This is a genomic window from Streptomyces sp. NPDC029216, from assembly GCF_040648015.1.
Taxonomy (GTDB): domain Bacteria; phylum Actinomycetota; class Actinomycetes; order Streptomycetales; family Streptomycetaceae; genus Streptomyces.
Window position 1 is genome coordinate 26,027 of the sequence record NZ_JBEZWL010000046.1, and the last position, 17,695, is coordinate 43,721.

The following is a 17,695-nucleotide window of genomic DNA, read 5'->3' on the forward strand; positions in this document are numbered from 1 at the left end:
CGGGACACCGAGCCGCTGGGCGACGGGGAGGGTGGTCGGCATGGGTACCGACGTGCGCACGGTCGAGGTCCCGTTGGGGGACGGCACCGACGGGGTGTTACGGGTGCAGATCCGCGAGGTGGACGAGTCGCTGGCGCGGGTCGGGCGCGGCGGCGGCGCCGTGGCGCGGGCCTCGCGCTCCTTCGCGGACATGGTGGACGGCATCCGGCCGGTGGCCGACAGCTTCGTGAGCCGGCTGAGCGGGCTCGTCCACCGGCCGGACGAGATCACCCTGGAGTTCGGGGTCTCCCTGTCGGCCGAGGCGGACATCGTGATCGCGAGCACCGCCACCGAGGCCAACTTCTCGGTCACCCTGACCTGGAACTCCCAGGCCCCCCGCGACACTCCGTAAGGGGGCGGGGATGACCAGCGCGAGCGGTGGCCCGGCGAGCGCGGACGCCGTACTGGGCTCCGCCATCCTCCGCATCGCGGGCCCCGACGGAACGGTCGGCGGCGTCGGCTTCCTCGTGGCCCCGGACCTGGCCCTGACCTGCGCGCACGTCGTCGCCGACGCGCTGGGGCTGCCCCGCGGGCAGGTCCCCGCGCCGCCCGGCACCCTGACCCTGGACCGGCCCCTGTCCGGCGCCCCCGGCCGGGCCGCGGCCCAGGTGGCGCACTGGGTCCCGCTGCGGGAGGACGGCACCGGGGACATCGCCGTGCTGCGGCTGGAGGCCCCGGTCCCGGACGCGACCCCGCCGGCCATGGCCTCGCCGCCGAGCGTGTGGCAGCACCCGGTGCGGGTGGCCGGGTTCCCGGCCGGCTCCCCAGGCGGTGTCTGGCACGCCGGCCGGCTGCGCGGCGCCACCGCCGAGGGGTGGGTGCAGCTGTCGGGCGCCGACCGGCAGGGCGTCCCCGTGGACAAGGGCTTCAGCGGCAGCCCCGTCTGGGACGAGCAGGCCGGGGCCGTCGTGGGGATGGTCGTGGCCGCCCAGCTCTCGGGGGCCCGGCAGAGCTTCGCGATCCCCACCCGGACCCTGATCGCGGAGGTCCCGCCGCTCGCCGCGGTCCTCACCCCGGCCTCCCCCTTCCGGGGCCTGGGCACCTACCAGGAGGCCGACGCGGAGGTGTACTTCGGCCGGGACACCGAAGCCGCCGACCTCACCGCCCTGCTGAACTCCGGCCCCCGGCCCTGCGTGGCCCTGATCGGCCCCTCGGGCTGCGGGAAGTCCTCCCTGGCCCTGGCCGGAGTTGCGCCCCGGCTGCGGGCGCGCGGCCACGAGGTGCTGGTGGTCCGGGCCGCCGACGGGCTCCCGGTGCGCACCGCCCTCGCGGCGGAACTCGCCCGGCTGGCCCGGCCAGAGCCCCGCGTCGGACCGGCCGCACTGCGGGACCTGGAGGAGTCCCTGAACCGGCACGGCCTGCCGGGCGCCGCCCGGCAGGTCCTGGGCGGGCGCTCCGAACGGCTCCTGGTCGTCCTCGACCAGGCCGAGGCGGTCCTGGCCGACCCCCGCCGTGCGGACGACGACACCGTGGGGCTGCTCTTCCCCGACCCGCATCCCCCCGGGCTGCGGGTGCTCCTCACGCTCCGGGCCGACTTCGTGGAGGCCGCCCTCTCCCACCCCGTCCTGGGGCCTGCCCTGGGCCGGGCCACCCTGCGGCCGCTGCTGCCGATGACCCGCGCCCAGATGTCGGAGGTGATCCTGCGGCCCCTGGCCCGCGTGCCCGCCGTCTCGTACGACCCCGGGCTGGTGGCCCGGATGCTGGACGACGCCGGCACCGCGCCCGGCGCGCTGCCCCTGCTGGGCTTCGTCCTGGCCCGGCTCTGGGACGAACAGGCCCTGGGACGGCTGCGGTTCGCCTCGTACGAGGAGATCGGCGGGGTCCGGGGCGCGCTCGGCCGCCATGCCGAGGCCGCCTGGCGGGAGTGCGTCGGCGAGGCCGACCGGGAAGAGGCCCTGCGGCTGCTGACGGCGCTGGTCAGGGTGCTGCCGGGGAGCGAGGCCCCGCTGCGCGGGGTGCTGGGCCGCGCCGAGGCCGGGGAGGAGCGCTGGCGGATCGCCGGCCGGCTGGCGGAGCGGCGGATCCTGGTCGTCGGCGGGGACGCGGAGCGCGGCCAGACCGTGGAACTGGCGCACGAGGCACTGATCGGCGCCTGGCCCACCCTGGCCCGGCAGGTGGTGCAGGACCGGGAGTTCCTCACCTGGCGCGCCGGGTTCCGCCACGACCTCGACCGCTGGCGCGAGCTCAAGGAGCCCCGCGACCAGCTCCTCACGGGCGCTCCGCTCGACACGGCCGCCACACAGGCCCAGACCCGTGGTGACGAACTCTCGGCGGCTGAGCGGGAGTTCCTCCAGGCGAGCCTTGCCCGGCGCACCGAGGAGGCGGCGCAGGCCCGGAAGGCCGCGCTCTTCAAGCGGGCGGGCGTCATCCTGCTGAGCCTGGCACTGGCCGCCACCCTCATCGTCTCCTGGAACCTCCACGGGGCGAACGCGAAGCTCGACGACGACCTGCGGCGCGGCGCCTCCCCGCAACTGGCACAGCTGGCGACCCGACTGGACGACGTCTCGCTCAGCACCTCGGCCCTGATGAGCGCCGCCGCGTACCGCACCTCCCCGCAGCCCGATGCCCAGACGGCCCTGTTCGAGCAGTACGTGCGCATGCGGCAGGTCGAGCGGATCACGCTGGAGGGCAGGGGCGAGGTCCGGAACGCGGTCCTCAGCGAGGACGGCAACCGCGTCACGATCGGCCTCTCCTCCGGGGACTCCCTGGGGGCCGACCTCGGCTCGGGACCGCCGCGCCTCACCAACCTCCGGGAGGGCACCACCCGGCTGATCACGGCTTCGGGCGACGGCCGCACGGCAGCGGCCTCCAGCCCCCACGGCATCATCAGCGTGGGCATCCGTCAGGCCGACGACAGTTGGCGGACGGTGAAACTGCGCGGTGCCGATCAAGCCCGGGACAATGCCCGACCGGCCACCACCCTCCGCTTCGACGCCTCGGGGCGGCGGCTGCTCGCAGCCGTCCCGGCGGAAGGCGTCTCCGTGTGGGAGGCGGTCGAGGGAACGAGGGTCGGGGCCACTCTCGCCCCGCCCTCGGGCTGGACTGTGTCGGACGCCTGGTTCGGGCCGGACGGCGACACCGTGATCGGCCGGATCGGCCGGGACGGAGCGGCCGACCGGTCGAACGGCAGGCTCGTGCGCTGGCAGCTCTCCGACGGCCGCCTCGACGAGCAGTCCTGGGGCAGTGAGGAGACCGGCCCGGTCACCGTCAGCGCGGACGGCTCCACCCTCGTCCGCTGCACCACGGACGGCGTCCTCCAGGCCTGGGACCTGACCGGGCAGCCCCGGGTCAAGAAGCAGTACGGCACGAGCCAGCTGGGCCTGGTCTGCCCGTTGTACGTGCCCCGGCTCGACCGCACAGGCCGCTTCCTGCTCAACCCCGCACAGCGGTTCGGAGGAAACCCGGGCCGGTACCGGTGCCTCGTGCTGGACCTCCAGGAAGGGCTGCCCGCCACGCTCGACCTGCCCGCTGCCGCGCAGCAGGACGAGTTCGTCGCGGGAGCGGCGACCCTGCCGGCCGTCAGCCTCGCCGGACCTCCCGACGCGATGAAGGTGGCGATCAGCGCCGGCGGCACGATCGTCGTGGCCAAGGTGCCCCGGCCGACCGGGTTCGACAGTGCGATGCTCACGAGCCTGGTCCGGACCGTGGACGTGGACCAGAACCGGGTCGCCAGTATCGATGCGGACGGCGGGACCCTGCGCCTGTGGGACCTGACCACGCACCGTCAGCTCGCGGCCCTGCGCCCCTCGGCCCCGCTCGCGCGGCTCTACTCGTCGTTCAGCCCCGACGGCAAGCGGCTGCTGACCGTCACGGCCGACGGCCTCGGGGTCCTGGTGTGGGACCTGAAGGCCGCGGGCGGTCCTCCGCTCACCGAGGTGCGCCGTCTCGCCCTGCCCGCTCCCCCGGGCATCGACGCGTCGCGGGCGGACGCCCGGACGGGCCGCACACCGGCCTGGGTCATCGTCTCGTTCGACGGCGACGACCATGCCTTGATATCGGCCGTCTCCTACGTGTCCCGCTGGGACCTGACGACGGGCAAGCAGGCGGGCGAGACGTACCGGCCGCCGGTCCAGGATCCGATCGACGTATCGACGGCCGCCGCGTCCGTCTTCGCCGCGGGCCGCCCCGGTCACCCTCAGGCCGCGGTCCGTGCTCCGGGGGACCGGATCCAGATCTGGGACTTCGAGAAGGGCACGGCCGACACCCTCCCCGCCAAGGAAGAGGACGGCTACGTCAGCCAGATGCTCTTCGACCCGAGCGGCCGGAAGCTCGCCGTCCTCACCAAGGACGGGCGCCTGCAGATCCGGGACGTGGAGGGCAAGGAGCCGACGCGGACCCTCGCCTACCAGGGCATCCAGTGGCTGAACGGCTTCCCCGACGCGGCCACTCTGAGCACGGTCGGCACGGTCAACTCCATGACCTTCTGGGACGTGGCCGAGGGCACCGAAAAATACCACTTCACCCCCGGGTACGGGGCGACCGGCGACTGGTCCGCGGACGGCAAGCGGCTCGCCTGGGCGGACGGCTCGTCCGTGGAGGTGCTGCCCCTGGACCCGGAGGCCTGGCGCAAGCGGGCGTGCGAGCTGGCCGGCCGCGCCCTGACCGACGGCGAGCGGCGGCTCCTGCCCCCGGGCGCCCGCTCCGACGCCTGCGCGGGGCTGAAGAAGTGAGCCCGTGCAGGCGTCGGCCGGCGGTCAGCCGCCGTCGCGGACGGCGACGATGCCGTTGAACACGCCGACGTACGCCGTGCCGTCGGGGCCGAGGGTGATCGGCGCCCAGTTGTTGTCGTACAGCGGGCCGGTGCCCGTCAGCTGCCGCCAGCGGCGTTCGCCGGTGCGGAAGTCGACCGCCGTGAGGTACCAGGCGTCGATGCCCCAGACGTTGGGCTCCTTCTCGTAGAAGTAGAGCAGACCGTTGCCGGAGGAGAGCTTGGGGACGACGGAGGGCGAGCGGACCGCGCTCTCCCAGACCGTGTCGCAGCCGCTGCCGTCGGCGCGGACGTCGATGCGGCTGACGCCGCCGACGACCGACTTGCCCAGCAGCAGCGAGGTGACGTTCTCGTAGCCGTAGTTGTTCTCGACGACGATGCTGTTGCCCCAGGTGATCAGGGAGTTGTCGGTGGTGGAGGCGCCGGAGCCGAAGACGGGCACCTTGCAGACCAGCCGCCGGTCGGCGGGGACGTCCGTGCCGCGCCGGTAGACCAGGACGTTCATCCGGTCGTCGGCGTTGTCGGTGATGGCGACGTAGCCGTCACCGAACAGGTCCGGGGTGGTACCCGAACCCTGGTTCACGGAGCCGGGCTTGGTCCCGGTCCCGCGGTCGTACGTCTGGCGCCACTGGACCTCGGGGGTGCCGTCGGCGGTGGCGCGAAAGCTGTAGAGGGCGTGGTCGCTGACGATGGAGACCCCGTCCCGGGCGGCCGAGAAGGAGTTCTGGATCTCCTCGCCCGTCAGCCGGACCGAGCGGATCCGCGAGGTCGCCGGGTCCACGGTGCCGACGCGGCCCTGGCGGGTGACCCACCAGATGAGGCCGTTCCAGTCGGGCATGACCGAGGTCACGGGGTCGCAGGTGCCGCTGGGCCACAGGTTGGTCCAGCCCACGCAGTCGTGCGGGACCTGGCCGCCGAGGTCCCAGTCGTTCTCCACCGTGAACTTCCAGCTCCCGTCGGGGTTCTGGGAGTGGGCCAGGCGCAGGACGTGCTGGCGGGAGTCGGCCAGCACGGCCCGGTCCTCGTTGTCCAGGTAGAAGTAGGCGCCGCCCGAGGTGTCCTTGAAGATCTTCGAGAAGTCGAGCGAGGTGATCGCCTCGACCGTCGAGGAGCGCTGCGGGAGCCGGTACTCCGCGAGCGTGGCGAGCGTACGGGGCTCCAGGAGCTTGACCTTGAACCCCGAGAAGGTGCCGCAGACGGTGACCAGGCGGCCTCCGGCGTCGAAGGTGGCGGTGGCGCACTCGCCGCCGAGGGCGGCGATCTTCTCGCTGGTGACCTGCGGCTTCCTGCCCAGCGGGCCGGACCAGGGGGAGGTGGCGCTGCCGCCCGCGTCGGCGTGCATGCCGCTGCGGCCGTTGGGCGCGAGGAAGGGGTGCTGCGGCGGGGTCTCGCCCGGCAGCGGGGCGGCGGTCGCGGGGGCGCCGTCGTAGTGGCCGACCAGGCGGTGGCCGGGGGCCTGGGGGATCTCCTCGGCATGGGCCGGGGAGATCCCCGCCAGTACCGTCAGGGCGGCGAGGGCGGGGACCACAGCGCAGTTCAGCGCTCTTCGGAACATCGAGGCGTCCTCCTTCACGTTCAGTGCTGTTGACAGTGCGTCTGACATCGCGCCGCCGCCAGACGCTAGATCGCACGGCCCGAGGAATCCATGGATGGCCGGGGTGAATTCATGAACGCGCAACAGTCGGTCAACCGGCCGCGATGTCGCCCCAGTTCACGGTGCGCCCGCACCAGCGCCCGAGCAGCACCGGATCGTGTCCGACGGCCAGCAGACCGGCTCCGGTCTCCTTCCGGTACTCCTCGACCACGCCGACGAGGGCGGCCGTGGTGGAGGCGTCGAGCATCGCGGTCATCTCGTCGCACACCAGCCAGCGCGGCCGCAGCACCAGGGCCCGGGCCAGGCAGGCGCGTTGCAGCTGCCCGTCGCTGACCTCGTGGGGGCGCCGGGCGAGGAGGTCCGCCCCGAGACCGACCCGGTCGGCGAGCGCGGGGACGGCCGCGTCCGCCTCTTTACGTCGGCCCGTCGCCCGGAGCGGTTCCGCGACGAGGTCGTAGAGGCTGAGGCGGGGGTCCGCCGAGAGCCGGGGCTGCTGGAAGACGACCCCGACCGCGGTGCGCAGGGAGCGCGGGGCCCGGTGCCGGAAGGCCGTCACCGCGCGGCCGTCGAGGACCACCGTCCCCCGGTCGGGCCGGTGCAGCAGGGCGGCGACCCGGGCCAGGGTGGACTTGCCGCAGCCGCTCGGCCCGAGCAGGCCGAGGGCCTCGCCGGGGCGCAGTGCGAGGTGGGCGTCGCGGACGACGGGGCTGCGGCGGTCGTAGCCGGCGGTGATGCCCTGGAGCTCAAGCACGGTGGCAGGCCACCCCTTCGGTGAGCTGTGGCCGGACGGTCCGGCAGGTGGCGTCGGCGAGGGCGCAGCGGGCGGCGAAGGCGCAGCCGGGCGGCAGGTCGCCGAGCTCGGGCGGGGCGCCCGGGACGGGGGTGAAGGCCCGCTCGGGGAGGGCGTCGAGGAGGCCGCGGGCGTAGGGGTGGCGGGGGCCGGGCTCGCCGAAGAAGGCCGCGGCGGGGGCGAGTTCCACGATCCGGCCCGCGTACATGACGGCGACGGTGTCGGCGATCCGGCGGGCGGCGGCCAGGTCGTGGGTGATCATCAGCAGGGCGCGACCGGCGTCCCGGGTGTGGGCGCGAAGTTCGTCGGCGGTGCGGTCGACGAGGTCCCGGTCGAGGCCGGTGGTGGGCTCGTCGGCGAGCAGCAAGGGGGCGTCCCCGACGAGGGCGAGGGCGGTGGCGGCGCGCTGGGCGAGGCCGCCGGAGAGCTGGTGGGGGTGGCGGTCGAGGTGGCTCGCGGGGAAGGCGGCCCGGGCGGCCGCGGCCTCGGCGGCCGCGCGCGGGGCGCGGGTGCCGGTGAGTTCGCGGACGGTCTCCTCCAGGTGGGAGCGGACGGTGCGGACCGGGGTGAGGTGGGCGGCGGGGCTCTGCGGGACGAGGCCGACGCGCCTGCCCCGTACGGTGCGGGCCAGGGTGTCCTCGTCGGCGGCGAGCAGGTCGAGGCCGTCGGCGAGGAGGGCAGATCCGGCGGTCTCGGCGTTGCCGGGGAGCAGCCCGAGCAGGGCGGAGGCCAGGACGGACTTCCCGCAGCCGCTCTCCCCCACGAGCACGAGGCACTCCCCCGCGCCGAGCCGGAACTCCGCGCCGGAGACGGCCTCGACGTACCGCCCGCCGGGCATCCGGAACCGTACGGAGAGCCCCTGGACCCTCAGCACGTCACCGCCGGCGCGCCCCGCACCGGACTCCGGCGTCCGCCCCGGCCCGGGCCCCGGTGTGCATCCGGGCGCGGCTCCCGGTGTGGGCGGGGTGCTGTCGTGGCGGGTCACAGGGTCAGCTCCGAGCGTCGGCGGAGGTTGAGGCGGTCGCGCCAGGCGCCCGCGAGGCCGGCGATGGCCGGCGTGGGGAGGACCAGCAGCAGGCCGGGGAAGAGCGTGGGCCACCAGTCTCCGGCCAGGAGCGAGCCCCGGCCGCCCTGCACGAGGGTGCCGAGGCTGGCCTGGTGGGCGGGCAGGCCGAGGCCGAGGAAGGACAGGGCGGACTCGTGCCACATGGCGTGCGGGACCATCAGCACCGCCGCCAGCCCGGCCTGCGGCAGCACCCCGGGCAGCAGGTGGCGGACGGTGACCCGCCACCGCGAGGCGCCGCCGGAGACGGCCGCGTCCACGTACGGGCGGCCGCGCAGCGAGAGCACCTCGGCGCGCACGATCCGGGCGGTGGACAGCCAGTGGGTGACGGCCACGGACGCCACCACCGGCCAGAGCCCCGGCCGGAACAGGGCGACGACGAACACGCCCAGCAGCAGGTGCGGGACGGACGACAGGGTGTCCACGGCCCGCATCAGCAGCCGGTCGGTCCAGCCGCCCAGGGCTCCGGCCGCCGCGCCGACGGCCGTGCCGACGACGGTGGCGACGAGCGCCGCCACCAGGCCGACCAGCAGCGACACCCGCAGCCCGTACACGCACCGCAGCAGCAGGTCCCGGCCCACGTCGTCGGTGCCGAAGGGGTGCGCCCAGGAGGGCGGCAGCAGTTTCGCGGAGAGGTCGACGGCCTGCTGGTCGAGCTGGACCAGCGGGGGCACCACCAGCACCGCCAGCACCATCACTACCGTCGCGGCGGCCGAGGCGCGGACCCGCAGGGCGCAGCTGGAGCGGCTGCCCCGGCCGTACGTCCGCCAGGTCACGGCGTCCGCGGGGGTCACGGGGTCAGCCATCGAAGCCCACCCTCGGGTCGGCGAGCCCGTACAGCAGGTCGGACAGCAGGTTGCCGGCCAGGACCGCGGCCGTGGCCAGCACCGTCAGCGCGGCCAGCAGCGGGAAGTCCACGGAGGTGGCGGCCTGCACGGTGGCGGCGGCGATGCCCGGCCAGCTGAAGACGGTCTCCACGAGGAGGGCGCCGGTGATCAGCTCGGGCACCCGGGAGCCGATGAGGGTCAGCATCGGCAGCATGCCGGAGCGCAGGGCGTGCCCCAGCAGGACCCGCCGCCGGGACAGGCCCCGCGCGCGGGCCCCGCGTACGGGGTCCTCGTCCAGGGCGTCGGCGACGCCCTGGCGCACGTAGAGGAAGAACCAGGGCAGCTGGGAGAACCCGAGCACCAGCGCGGGCAGTACCAGGTGGCCGGCGACCTGGCCGGCCGCGGGCACGGTGACGGCCGCGTCGGTGAGCCCGCCGGAGGGCAGGACGCCCAGCCGTACGGAGAAGAACCAGATGCCCAGCAGCCCGAGCCAGTAGGCGGGGGCCGCCTCCAGCGTGTACGCGAGGGCGCCCACGGTCCGGTCGAGCGGCCCGCCCCGGCGGCGCGCGGCGAGCACGCCGAGGCCCGTGCCGAGCAGGACGGCGACGGCGAAGGCGCAGCCGGCGAGCAGTGCCGACCAGCCGAGGCGTTCTGCGATGGCGTCGGCGACGGGCCGGCGCAGGGAGGTGGAGTTGCCGAGGTCGCCGGTGAGCGCGGAGGTGAGCCACTGCCACCAGCGGGCGAGGAGGGGCCGGTCCACGCCGAGGTTGGTCCGCAGCCGGTCGAGGTCGGCCTGGGAGGCGGTGAGTCCGGCGGTGCCGGCGTACGCCTTGACGGGGTCGAAGGGGGAGAGCGCGGCGACGGTGAAGACGCCGAGGGTGACGGCGAGCAGGACCGGGACGGCGGCCAGCAGCCGCCGCCCGGTCATGCGCGCCATCGGCCCCCAGGGCGGGTGCGGGGGGCGGGGGGTCACTTCTGCTTCGGCTTCCAGGTCTCCACGTTCCACCAGGGGCCGGCGCCGAGGCCGTGGTCGTGCGGTTCGACCTGGGTGGAGGGGCCGTCCCACGTGTCGTCGACCACGTAGAGGTGGTCGATGTGGGTGAGGAAGACGTAGCCGGGGTTCTCGGCGAGCTCGCGCTGCACGGTGTCGTAGGCGGCCTTGCGGGCGGCCGGGTCGCCGCTGGTGCGGCCGTCGGCGACGGCCCGGTCGACGGCCGGGTTGTCGTAGCGGGCCATGTTGTTGAAGCCGTCGCCGGCGAGGGAGGAGGTCAGCAGCTGGTACTGGTCGAAGTCGGGGTCGGCCGGGGAGCCGCCGCCGGCGAGGACGGCGTCGGTCTTCATCCGGGGTTCGATGACCTCCCAGGTCCCGGCTTCGGTCTTCACCTCGATGCCGGCCTTCTTGGCGTCGGAGGCGAAGGCCAGCGCGTGGTCCTGGCGGATCTTGTCGCCGGAGGTGTACCAGAGCGGGAAGGAGGCGCGGACGCCGTCCTTGGCGCGGATGCCGTCCTCGCCGGTCTTCCAGCCGGCGTCGTCGAGGGTCCGCTTGGCCCGGTCGAGGTCGTACGGGCGCTGGGTGCCGGGGGTGAACCAGGGGCTGTCGGTGGGGACGGGGCCGTAGGCGGGCTTGCCCGCGCCGTCGAGGAGGGTGTCGACCATGGCCTTGCGGTCCACGGCGAGGTCCAGGGCCCGGCGGACCGCCACGTCGCCGGTGACCCGGTGGTGGGTCGGGAGGGTGACATTGCGGTAGTCGAAGGTCTTGGCGGCGTACGTCCGGCGTGCCGTGTCCTTCGCGAAGCCGCGGGCGAGGTTCGGGGGCAGGATCGCGGCGTCGAGCTCGCCGGAGCGCAGCCGGGTGGCGCGGACGTCGTCGTCCTTGATGACGGCCATGGTGAAGTTCTTCACGGCGGGTTCGCCGCCCCAGTAGCCGGGGTTGGCCTTGAAGGTGAGCTTCTCGCCCTTGGACCAGCCGGTGAGCACGTAGGGGCCGGTGCCGACGGGCCGGGTGGTGAACTCGCCGCTGTTGACGTCCTGGCGGCCGGCGACGTGTTCGGGGGCGATGGGCAGGACGGTGCGCTCGGCGAAGGGGGCGTAGGGGTACTTGAGGGTGAAGACGACCCGGTCGGCGCCCTGGGCGGTGACGCTCTCGATGGCGTCGAGCTCGGTCCTGGAGGCGTTGTTGGTCTTCGGGTCGAGGATGGTGCGGTAGGTGAACTCGACGTCCTTGGCGGAGAAGGGCTCCCCGTCGCTGAACTTCACGCCCTGGCGCAGGGTGTAGGTGTAGGTGCGGCCGTCGGCGGAGACCTCGGGCAGGGAGGCGGCGAGCGCGGGCTTCAGCTTCATGTCCGCGTCATGGGTCAGGAGCCCGTCGAAGACCTTGGAGTTGCCGTCCTTGCCGTACCCGAGCAGGGGGCTGAGGGTCTCCGGCTCGGTGGCGATGCCGACGACGGCGGAGTCGGCGGAGGCGGGGGCCTCGGGGTGGGAACAGGCCGTCACGCCCGTGATGAGTGTGGCGGCGAGCGCCGCGCCGGCGGCTCCCCGTACGTTCCGGGCCGTCATGCTGTGCACATCCCTGTTTAAGATCATCTGTTATTGCAAAGAGATCGCAATAATGCCAGACGAGATCAGAGGAAGACGAACCCGGCCATAAGGGCGCTACTTTCCGGTCACAGGGGTCTTGTCCGGCCGCACCCGCCCGTGCCATATATGTCTAGACCTTTACGAGAGCACGTACGAGGAAGGCACCCCGTGCGACCCACCACGGCCCCGCGCCGCGCCGGGGCGGCGCTCGCGGCCCTCGCCCTCTGCCTGGCCGCCACCGCACTGACGGCGTGCGGCGCGGACACGGACACCCGGCCCCCGCACGCTCCCGGCGGGCTCACCGCCCGAGCGGGCAGCGCCACTTCGGTCCACGTGATGTGGGAGTCCGCCGACCCCGCCGACGGGGTCACCGGCTACCAGGTCTTCCAGAGCGGCCGCCTCGTGCGGGAACTCCCCGCCGACAAGACCATGGTGGACGTCACCGGCCTCACGGCGCAGACCGCCTACGCCTTCACCGTCCGGGCCAGGGACGCCGCCGGGAACCGCTCCGCCCCCAGCACCGCCGCACAGGTCACCACCCCCGGCGCCAAGGCCGAGGACCACCTGCCGCCCACCGCCCCGCCCGCCACCACCGGCAGCACCGAGGGACCCCGGGCGGTCCGCCTGAGCTGGACCCCGGCGACGGACGACACGGGCGTGACGGCGTACGACGTCCACCAGGGCGGGATCCGGATCCACACCGCCGGCGCCGCCGAGACCTCGACCACCCTGACCGGCCTCCAGCCGGGCACCGCCTACTCCTTCACCGTCCGGGCCCGCGACGGCTCCGACAACAGCTCCCCCGACGGACCCGTGGTGGCCCTGACCACCCCCGACGATCCCGCACAGGGCCCCGGCACCGCGCCCGGCGCGTTCACGGCGGCCGTCTCCCCCGGCGCCGTCGACCTGGGCTGGACGGCCCCCGACACCGGCCGCGAGACGAGCGAGTACCAGCTCTACGTCAACGACCAGCCCGTCACCGTCATCCAGTTCGGCGCCGGGGCGGTACCGAAGGGGCGGGCCTCGTACCGGCTCACCGCCACCGAACCCGCCGGGACGGCCTGGGCCCTCAAACTGCGCGCCCGCCTGCCCGACGGCACCTGGGGGGCCTTCTCGGAGGAGCGGCGGATCACCCTCGCGGGCTGACGGCGGCGAGGCCCGTCCGCCGCCGATCCGGGCCGAACGGCACTGCCGCGGAAGAAGATCGCGCACAATACATCCGTGTTCGGTGAGTACTCGGTCAACCACAGTCAGGCACGTGCCCTCGGCGGCGACCATGCGTCAGAATCTGACGCCGTGCCGGGAAACCTACCGCCGGAGACGGCGAGCTTCGTCGGCCGCGAGGCCGAACTCGACCGTCTCGAAGGCCTGCTGGACGAACGAAGACTGATCACCCTGACCGGGGTGGGCGGGGTCGGCAAGTCCCGGCTCGCCCTGCGGGCCGCCGCACGCCCCGGCCGGGCCCGGCCCGACGGGGTCTGGTGGGTGGAGCTCTCCCCGCTGCGCGACCCCGGGCTGCTCACCACCACCCTCGCCCACGCCCTCGGCCTGACCATCGGCGTCGTCCCCTCCACCCAGTCCCTCGACGAGGAACTGTGCGCGTGGATGGCCGACAAGAGCCTGCTCGTCGTCCTCGACACCTGCGAGCACCTGGTCACCCCGGTCCGGCACCTGGTGGGCGAACTCCTGCAGTCCGCACCCGGCCTGACGGTGCTGGTCACCTCCCGCGAACGGCTGGGCTCCCCCGGCGAGACCGTCCTGGAGGTCCGGCCGCTCCCCTGCGAGGGCCCCGACAGCGACGCCCTCACCCTCTTCCGGGCCCGTGCCCTGGCCGCCGCCCCGCAGGCCGCCGCCGCCCTCGCCGACCCCGCCCGCGCCGCCCTCGCGGCCGAGGTCTGCCGCCGCCTCGACGGCATCCCGCTCGCACTGGAGCTGGCCGGGGCCCGGCTGCGCCTGTGGACGCTGGAGCGGATGGCCCAGCTGCTGGGCGCGCGCTTCGAGGTGCTCTCCGACACCACGGGCGCCGCCCTCCCGGCCCGGCACCGGAACCTGCGGACCGCGATCGGCTGGAGCCACGAGCTGTGCGAGCCGCTGGAACGGCTGCTGTGGGCCCGGCTGTCGGTGTTCGCCGGGGACTTCGACATGGCCGCCGCACGGACGGTGTGCGCCGGCGGCCCCCTGCCCGCCGCCCGGGTGGAACGGCTGCTGGAGGCACTGGTCGCGAAGTCCGTCGTGCGCCGCTTCCGGGAACGGGGGGCGGGGACCCGCTACCGGATGCTGGACACCATCCGCGAGTTCGGCCACGACTGGCTCGCCGAGCTGGACGAGGTACGGGCCGTCGCGGACCGCCACGCCCACTGGTACGCCGCCCTCGCCCGGGCCGCCGAACGGGACTGGATGGGGCCGGGCCAGGTGGACTGGTACCGCAGGATGAGCGCCGAGCACGCGCAGCTGCGCACCGCGCTGGAGCACCTGCTCGGGACGGACCCCGGCGCGGCCCTGGAGATGGCCGGGGCCCTGTGGTTCTTCTGGTTCTCCTGCGGCCACCTCCAGGAGGGCCGGGCCTTCCTGGAGCGGGCCCTGGCCCAGGCCCCGCCGACGGGGGCGGCGCACGCCCGGGCGCTGTGGGCGCTCGGGCTGACGATGCTGCTCCAGGGCGACATGACGGCGGCCGGGCTGACGGGCGTCGCGTGCGTGCGGGCGGCCGACGGGCTCGCCGACCCGGAAGGGCGGCTGCGCGCCGCCTACCTGCGGTCGGTGTCGCTCCTGATGCCGGGCGACCCGGTACGGGCGCTGGCCCTGGCGGGGCCCGCGGCGAGGGCGGCACACGACGGTGACGTGCGCGGTGCGGGCTGGCTGCTGTGCCAGCTGGTGAGCTCGTACGCCCTGTGCGACCTCGGGCGCTTCGAGGAGGCCGCCGAGGAGGCGCACGGGCTGCGCGAGGCCTGCGTGGAGCTGGGCGAGCGCTGGCTGCGGGCGTACGCGGACTACGTCCTGGCCTTCGCGGCGCTCGGACTGGGGCAGCACGGGGAGGCGGCCCGGCACGTACGGGCGATGCTGTCGGGCAAGCGGCTGCTGGGCGACCGCTTCGGCATCGCGCTGGGCCTGGACATGCTCGCGGCGGCGGTGGCGGCCCTGGGCGACGGGGAGCTGGCGGCGCGGCTGCTGGGCAACGGGCACGCGTGGTGGCGCACGGTGGGGCGGCCGCAGATGGGCTCGCCCTCGCTGACGGCCCTGCGGGACCAGGGCGAGCGGCAGGCCAGGGCGGCGATCGGGGACGCGGCGTACGAGACCGCGTTCCGGGGCGGTGCGGCTGCGTCCACCGGCTGACCGACAGCCGGTGGACGGCCTGGTGCGAGAGCTCCCGTCAGTACGGGAGGGGTCTGCCCGACGGTGTGCGCAGATCCAGGTCTCGGGGGGCGGGCTTGGGGACGGGCTTGCGGATCAGCTGCTGGCGCATGCTGCCTCCTCGCTCAGACCAGGGCCGGTCGACGGGGTTCCACCGTCCGGCCTTCGGGGAGCAGTTCCCCGGTGTCGTCGAAGACCACCACGCCGTTGCAGAGCAGGCTCCAGCCCTGTTCGGGATGGAAGGCCACGGTGCGGGCAGCGTCACGGTCGGCGCTGTCGGCGGGCGGGCAGGGGGGCTGGTGGGAGCACATGGCGCACCTCCTCGCAGAGTGGGGCGGGAGGGCCGGTGGTCACCCGGTCGATTCCGCGATCCACGGTGGCGGCGAGTATTACTGATCTCCGCCCCCGGACGGAACCCGTATTCGAGGTCGAGTTCAGGGTGTGTATGCCCGCTCACCATGCGCTCATGCCCGTTATGCGGATCTTCTCGGCGCGACCGGAGGACCGCACCCCGCAATCCCACGGCGTACGCCCCGAGCAAACCAGGACGATCACCACAACCAGGCCGCCGGCGGCACCCCGGCAGTGGTCAGGATCACACGGGCCGCGGGCCCGTCGGTCCGGGGCGGCCGCGCCCCGGACCCGTGGATCCGCGGCTAGCGGATCGGCATGCCGGAGAGGGTGCGGGCGATCACCAGGCGCTGGATCTCGCTCGTCCCTTCGAAGATCGTGTAGATGGCCGCGTCCCGGTGCATCCGCTCCACCGGGTACTCCCGGGTGAAGCCGTTGCCGCCGAGGATCTGGACCGCCTGGGCCGTGACCTTCTTGGCCACCTCGCTCGCGTAGAGCTTCGACATCGAGCCCTCCGCCGAGGTGAACGGCTTGCCCGCGACCGCCATCCACGACGCCCGCCACACCAGCAGCCGGGCCGCGTCGATCTGCGTGCGCATGTCCGCGAGCTGGAAGGCCACGCCCTGGTTGTCGATGATCGGGCGGCCGAACTGGGTGCGGGTCTTCGCGTAGTCGAGGGCGACCTCGTAGGCGGCGCGGGCGGTGCCGACGGCCATGGCGCCGACGGCCGGCCGGGAGGCCTCGAAGGTGGCCATGGCGGCGTTCTTCACCCGCTCACCGCCGCCCGCCTTCGCCTTCTCGTGGGCCCGCGCGAGCCGCTCGTCGAGCTTCTCCTTGCCGCCGAGCAGGCAGGAGCCGGGGATCCGTACGTCCTCCAGCACCACCTCGGCCGTGTGCGAGGCGCGGATGCCGTGCTTCTTGAACTTCTGGCCCTGCGAGAGGCCCGGGGTGCCCGGCGGGACGATGAAGGAGGCGTGGCCCTTGGTGCCCAGCTCGGGGTCGACCACGGCGACGACGATGTGGACGTTGGCGATGCCGCCGTTGGTGGCCCAGGTCTTGGTGCCGTTCAGCACCCACTCGTCCTTGGCCTGGTCGTAGACGGCCCGCGTGCGCATCGCGCCCACGTCGGAGCCGGCGTCCGGCTCGGAGGAGCAGAAGGCGGCGACCTTCACGTCGTCGGGGGTGCCGTACATCTGCGGGATCCAGGTGCCGATCTGCTCCTCGGTGCCGTTGGCGAGGACGCCGATGGCCGCGAGGCCGGTGCCCACGATCGACAGGGCGATGCCGGCGTCGCCCCAGAAGAGCTCCTCCATCGCCATCGGGATGCCCAGGCCGGTCGGGTCGAAGAACTGCTGGGCGTAGAAGTCCAGCGAGTAGATGCCGACCTTGGCGGCCTCCTGGATCACGGGCCAGGGGGTCTCCTCGCGCTCGTCCCACTCCGCGGCCGCCGGCCGGATCACGTCGGCGGCGAAGCCGTGGATCCAGTCGCGGACCTGCTTCTGGTCGTCGTTGAGCTCCATGGTGAACTCCGCCATGTCCCCTCCAGCTGTTTCACACGGGCCGTACGGCCGCACCCGGTAGCCCCGCCCCGCGAGTTACTGCCGGTAACCTGAACAATGGCCACAGTCTGTTACCGGCCGGTAAGCACTGTCAAGCGCCGCCGGTTCGATGGCCAGGGTGTGCGGGGTGTTACGTTGCGTGGGCGTCACGCACATCGCAAGGGCGGGGAGAGAAACACGTCATGCAGACCACCCAGGAGGCCGGAGCCGGAGAGCCGGGAGCGGGCGAGCGCCGCCGGCGCGAGCTGCTGGAGGCGGCGGACCGCGTCGTCCTCAGAGACGGCCCCAAGGCCTCCATGAACGCCATCGCCGCGGAGGCGGGCATCACCAAGCCCATCCTCTACCGGCACTTCGGCGACAAGGCCGGGCTCTACCAGGCCCTGGCCGTCCGGCACACCGATGCCCTGCTCGACTCGCTGCGGGCCGCGCTCGACGCCCCGGCCGAGCGCCGCAGCCGGGTGGAGTCCACCCTCGACACCTATCTGGCGGCCATCGAGGCCCGCCCCCAGGTGTACCGGTTCCTGATGCACCCCGCCGAGGACTCGCAGAGCTCCGAGCGCGGCTTCGACGTCGGCCTGCACTCCGCCCCGCTGCTGCGCCGGCTCGGCGAGGAGCTGGCGCAGGTGGTGGGCGAGCGGGTCGACCTGGGCCCGGGCGGCGAGCAGCTCGCCCGGATCTGGGGGCACGGCATCGTCGGCATGATGCACGCCGCCGGGGACTGGTGGCTGGGCGAACGCCCCTGTGCGCGGGCCGACCTGGTCGCGGGCCTCACCGACCTGCTCTGGGGCCGCCTGGCCACCGCCGGCAACCGTGAGGACGGGCCGGGCTTCTGACCGGCC

At 74.3% G+C, this 17,695-nt stretch carries 13 protein-coding genes; 5 read left to right on the forward strand and 8 right to left on the reverse strand.

The window, feature by feature from the left end:
- The first annotated feature begins 40 nt into the window (after positions 1–40).
- Both AB0F18_RS18565 and AB0F18_RS18570 read left to right on the forward strand, forming a co-directional pair.
- Positions 41–391 (forward strand): CU044_2847 family protein, encoded by a 351-nt coding sequence (locus AB0F18_RS18565; protein ID WP_362061623.1) that lies wholly within the window; start codon positions 41–43, stop codon positions 389–391.
- 10 nt (positions 392–401) lie between these two features.
- Entirely contained in the window at positions 402–4,709 is a 4,308-nt protein-coding gene (locus AB0F18_RS18570) for a trypsin-like peptidase domain-containing protein (RefSeq protein ID WP_362061626.1), read from the forward strand.
- 24 nt (positions 4,710–4,733) lie between these two features.
- Here AB0F18_RS18570 and AB0F18_RS18575 read toward each other — a convergent pair whose 3' ends face one another.
- The 6 genes from AB0F18_RS18575 to AB0F18_RS18600 all read right to left on the reverse strand — a co-directional run bounded on the left by AB0F18_RS18575 (position 4,734) and on the right by AB0F18_RS18600 (position 11,577).
- Entirely contained in the window at positions 4,734–6,302 is a 1,569-nt protein-coding gene (locus tag AB0F18_RS18575) for a hypothetical protein (RefSeq protein ID WP_362061629.1), read from the reverse strand.
- Positions 6,303–6,432: 130 nt separating this feature from the next.
- Positions 6,433–7,092, reverse strand: coding sequence for an ATP-binding cassette domain-containing protein (locus tag AB0F18_RS18580; RefSeq protein ID WP_362061632.1), 660 nt, complete (start codon positions 7,090–7,092; stop codon positions 6,433–6,435).
- Entirely contained in the window at positions 7,085–7,969 is an 885-nt protein-coding gene (locus tag AB0F18_RS18585; RefSeq protein WP_362061686.1) for an ABC transporter ATP-binding protein, read from the reverse strand. Before AB0F18_RS18585 ends, AB0F18_RS18580 begins: the two co-directional genes overlap by 8 nt.
- 143 nt (positions 7,970–8,112) lie before the next feature.
- Positions 8,113–9,000, reverse strand: a complete 888-nt coding sequence (locus AB0F18_RS18590; protein ID WP_362061635.1) for an ABC transporter permease — start codon at positions 8,998–9,000, stop codon at positions 8,113–8,115.
- The gene (locus AB0F18_RS18595) at positions 8,993–9,958 is read right to left on the reverse strand and encodes an ABC transporter permease (protein ID WP_362061638.1); all 966 of its coding nucleotides are present in this window, start codon (positions 9,956–9,958) and stop codon (positions 8,993–8,995) included. The genes AB0F18_RS18590 and AB0F18_RS18595 overlap by 8 nt, the downstream gene beginning before the upstream one ends.
- Positions 9,959–9,990: 32 nt before the next feature.
- Entirely contained in the window at positions 9,991–11,577 is a 1,587-nt protein-coding gene (locus tag AB0F18_RS18600; RefSeq protein WP_362061641.1) for an ABC transporter substrate-binding protein, read from the reverse strand.
- Between the two features lie 189 nt (positions 11,578–11,766).
- Here AB0F18_RS18600 and AB0F18_RS18605 point away from each other — a divergent pair, with 189 nt between their 5' ends.
- Together AB0F18_RS18605 and AB0F18_RS18610 are read left to right on the forward strand one after the other, a co-directional pair.
- The gene (locus tag AB0F18_RS18605; protein ID WP_362061644.1) at positions 11,767–12,744 is read left to right on the forward strand and encodes a fibronectin type III domain-containing protein; all 978 of its coding nucleotides are present in this window, start codon (positions 11,767–11,769) and stop codon (positions 12,742–12,744) included.
- Between the two features lie 150 nt (positions 12,745–12,894).
- Positions 12,895–14,928 (forward strand): NB-ARC domain-containing protein, encoded by a 2,034-nt coding sequence (locus tag AB0F18_RS18610; RefSeq protein ID WP_362061647.1) that lies wholly within the window; start codon positions 12,895–12,897, stop codon positions 14,926–14,928.
- 143 nt (positions 14,929–15,071) lie between these two features.
- On the opposite strand, the gene AB0F18_RS18615 is transcribed toward AB0F18_RS18610, so the two are convergent.
- On the reverse strand, positions 15,072–15,257 hold the full coding sequence (locus AB0F18_RS18615) for a DUF5999 family protein (protein WP_042809879.1): 186 nt from the start codon (positions 15,255–15,257) through the stop codon (positions 15,072–15,074).
- Between the two features lie 345 nt (positions 15,258–15,602).
- Entirely contained in the window at positions 15,603–16,832 is a 1,230-nt protein-coding gene (locus AB0F18_RS18620; RefSeq protein WP_362061650.1) for an acyl-CoA dehydrogenase family protein, read from the reverse strand.
- Between the two features lie 206 nt (positions 16,833–17,038).
- Here AB0F18_RS18620 and AB0F18_RS18625 point away from each other — a divergent pair, with 206 nt between their 5' ends.
- Positions 17,039–17,689 (forward strand): TetR family transcriptional regulator, encoded by a 651-nt coding sequence (locus tag AB0F18_RS18625; RefSeq protein WP_362061653.1) that lies wholly within the window; start codon positions 17,039–17,041, stop codon positions 17,687–17,689.
- Positions 17,690–17,695 lie beyond the last annotated feature (6 nt).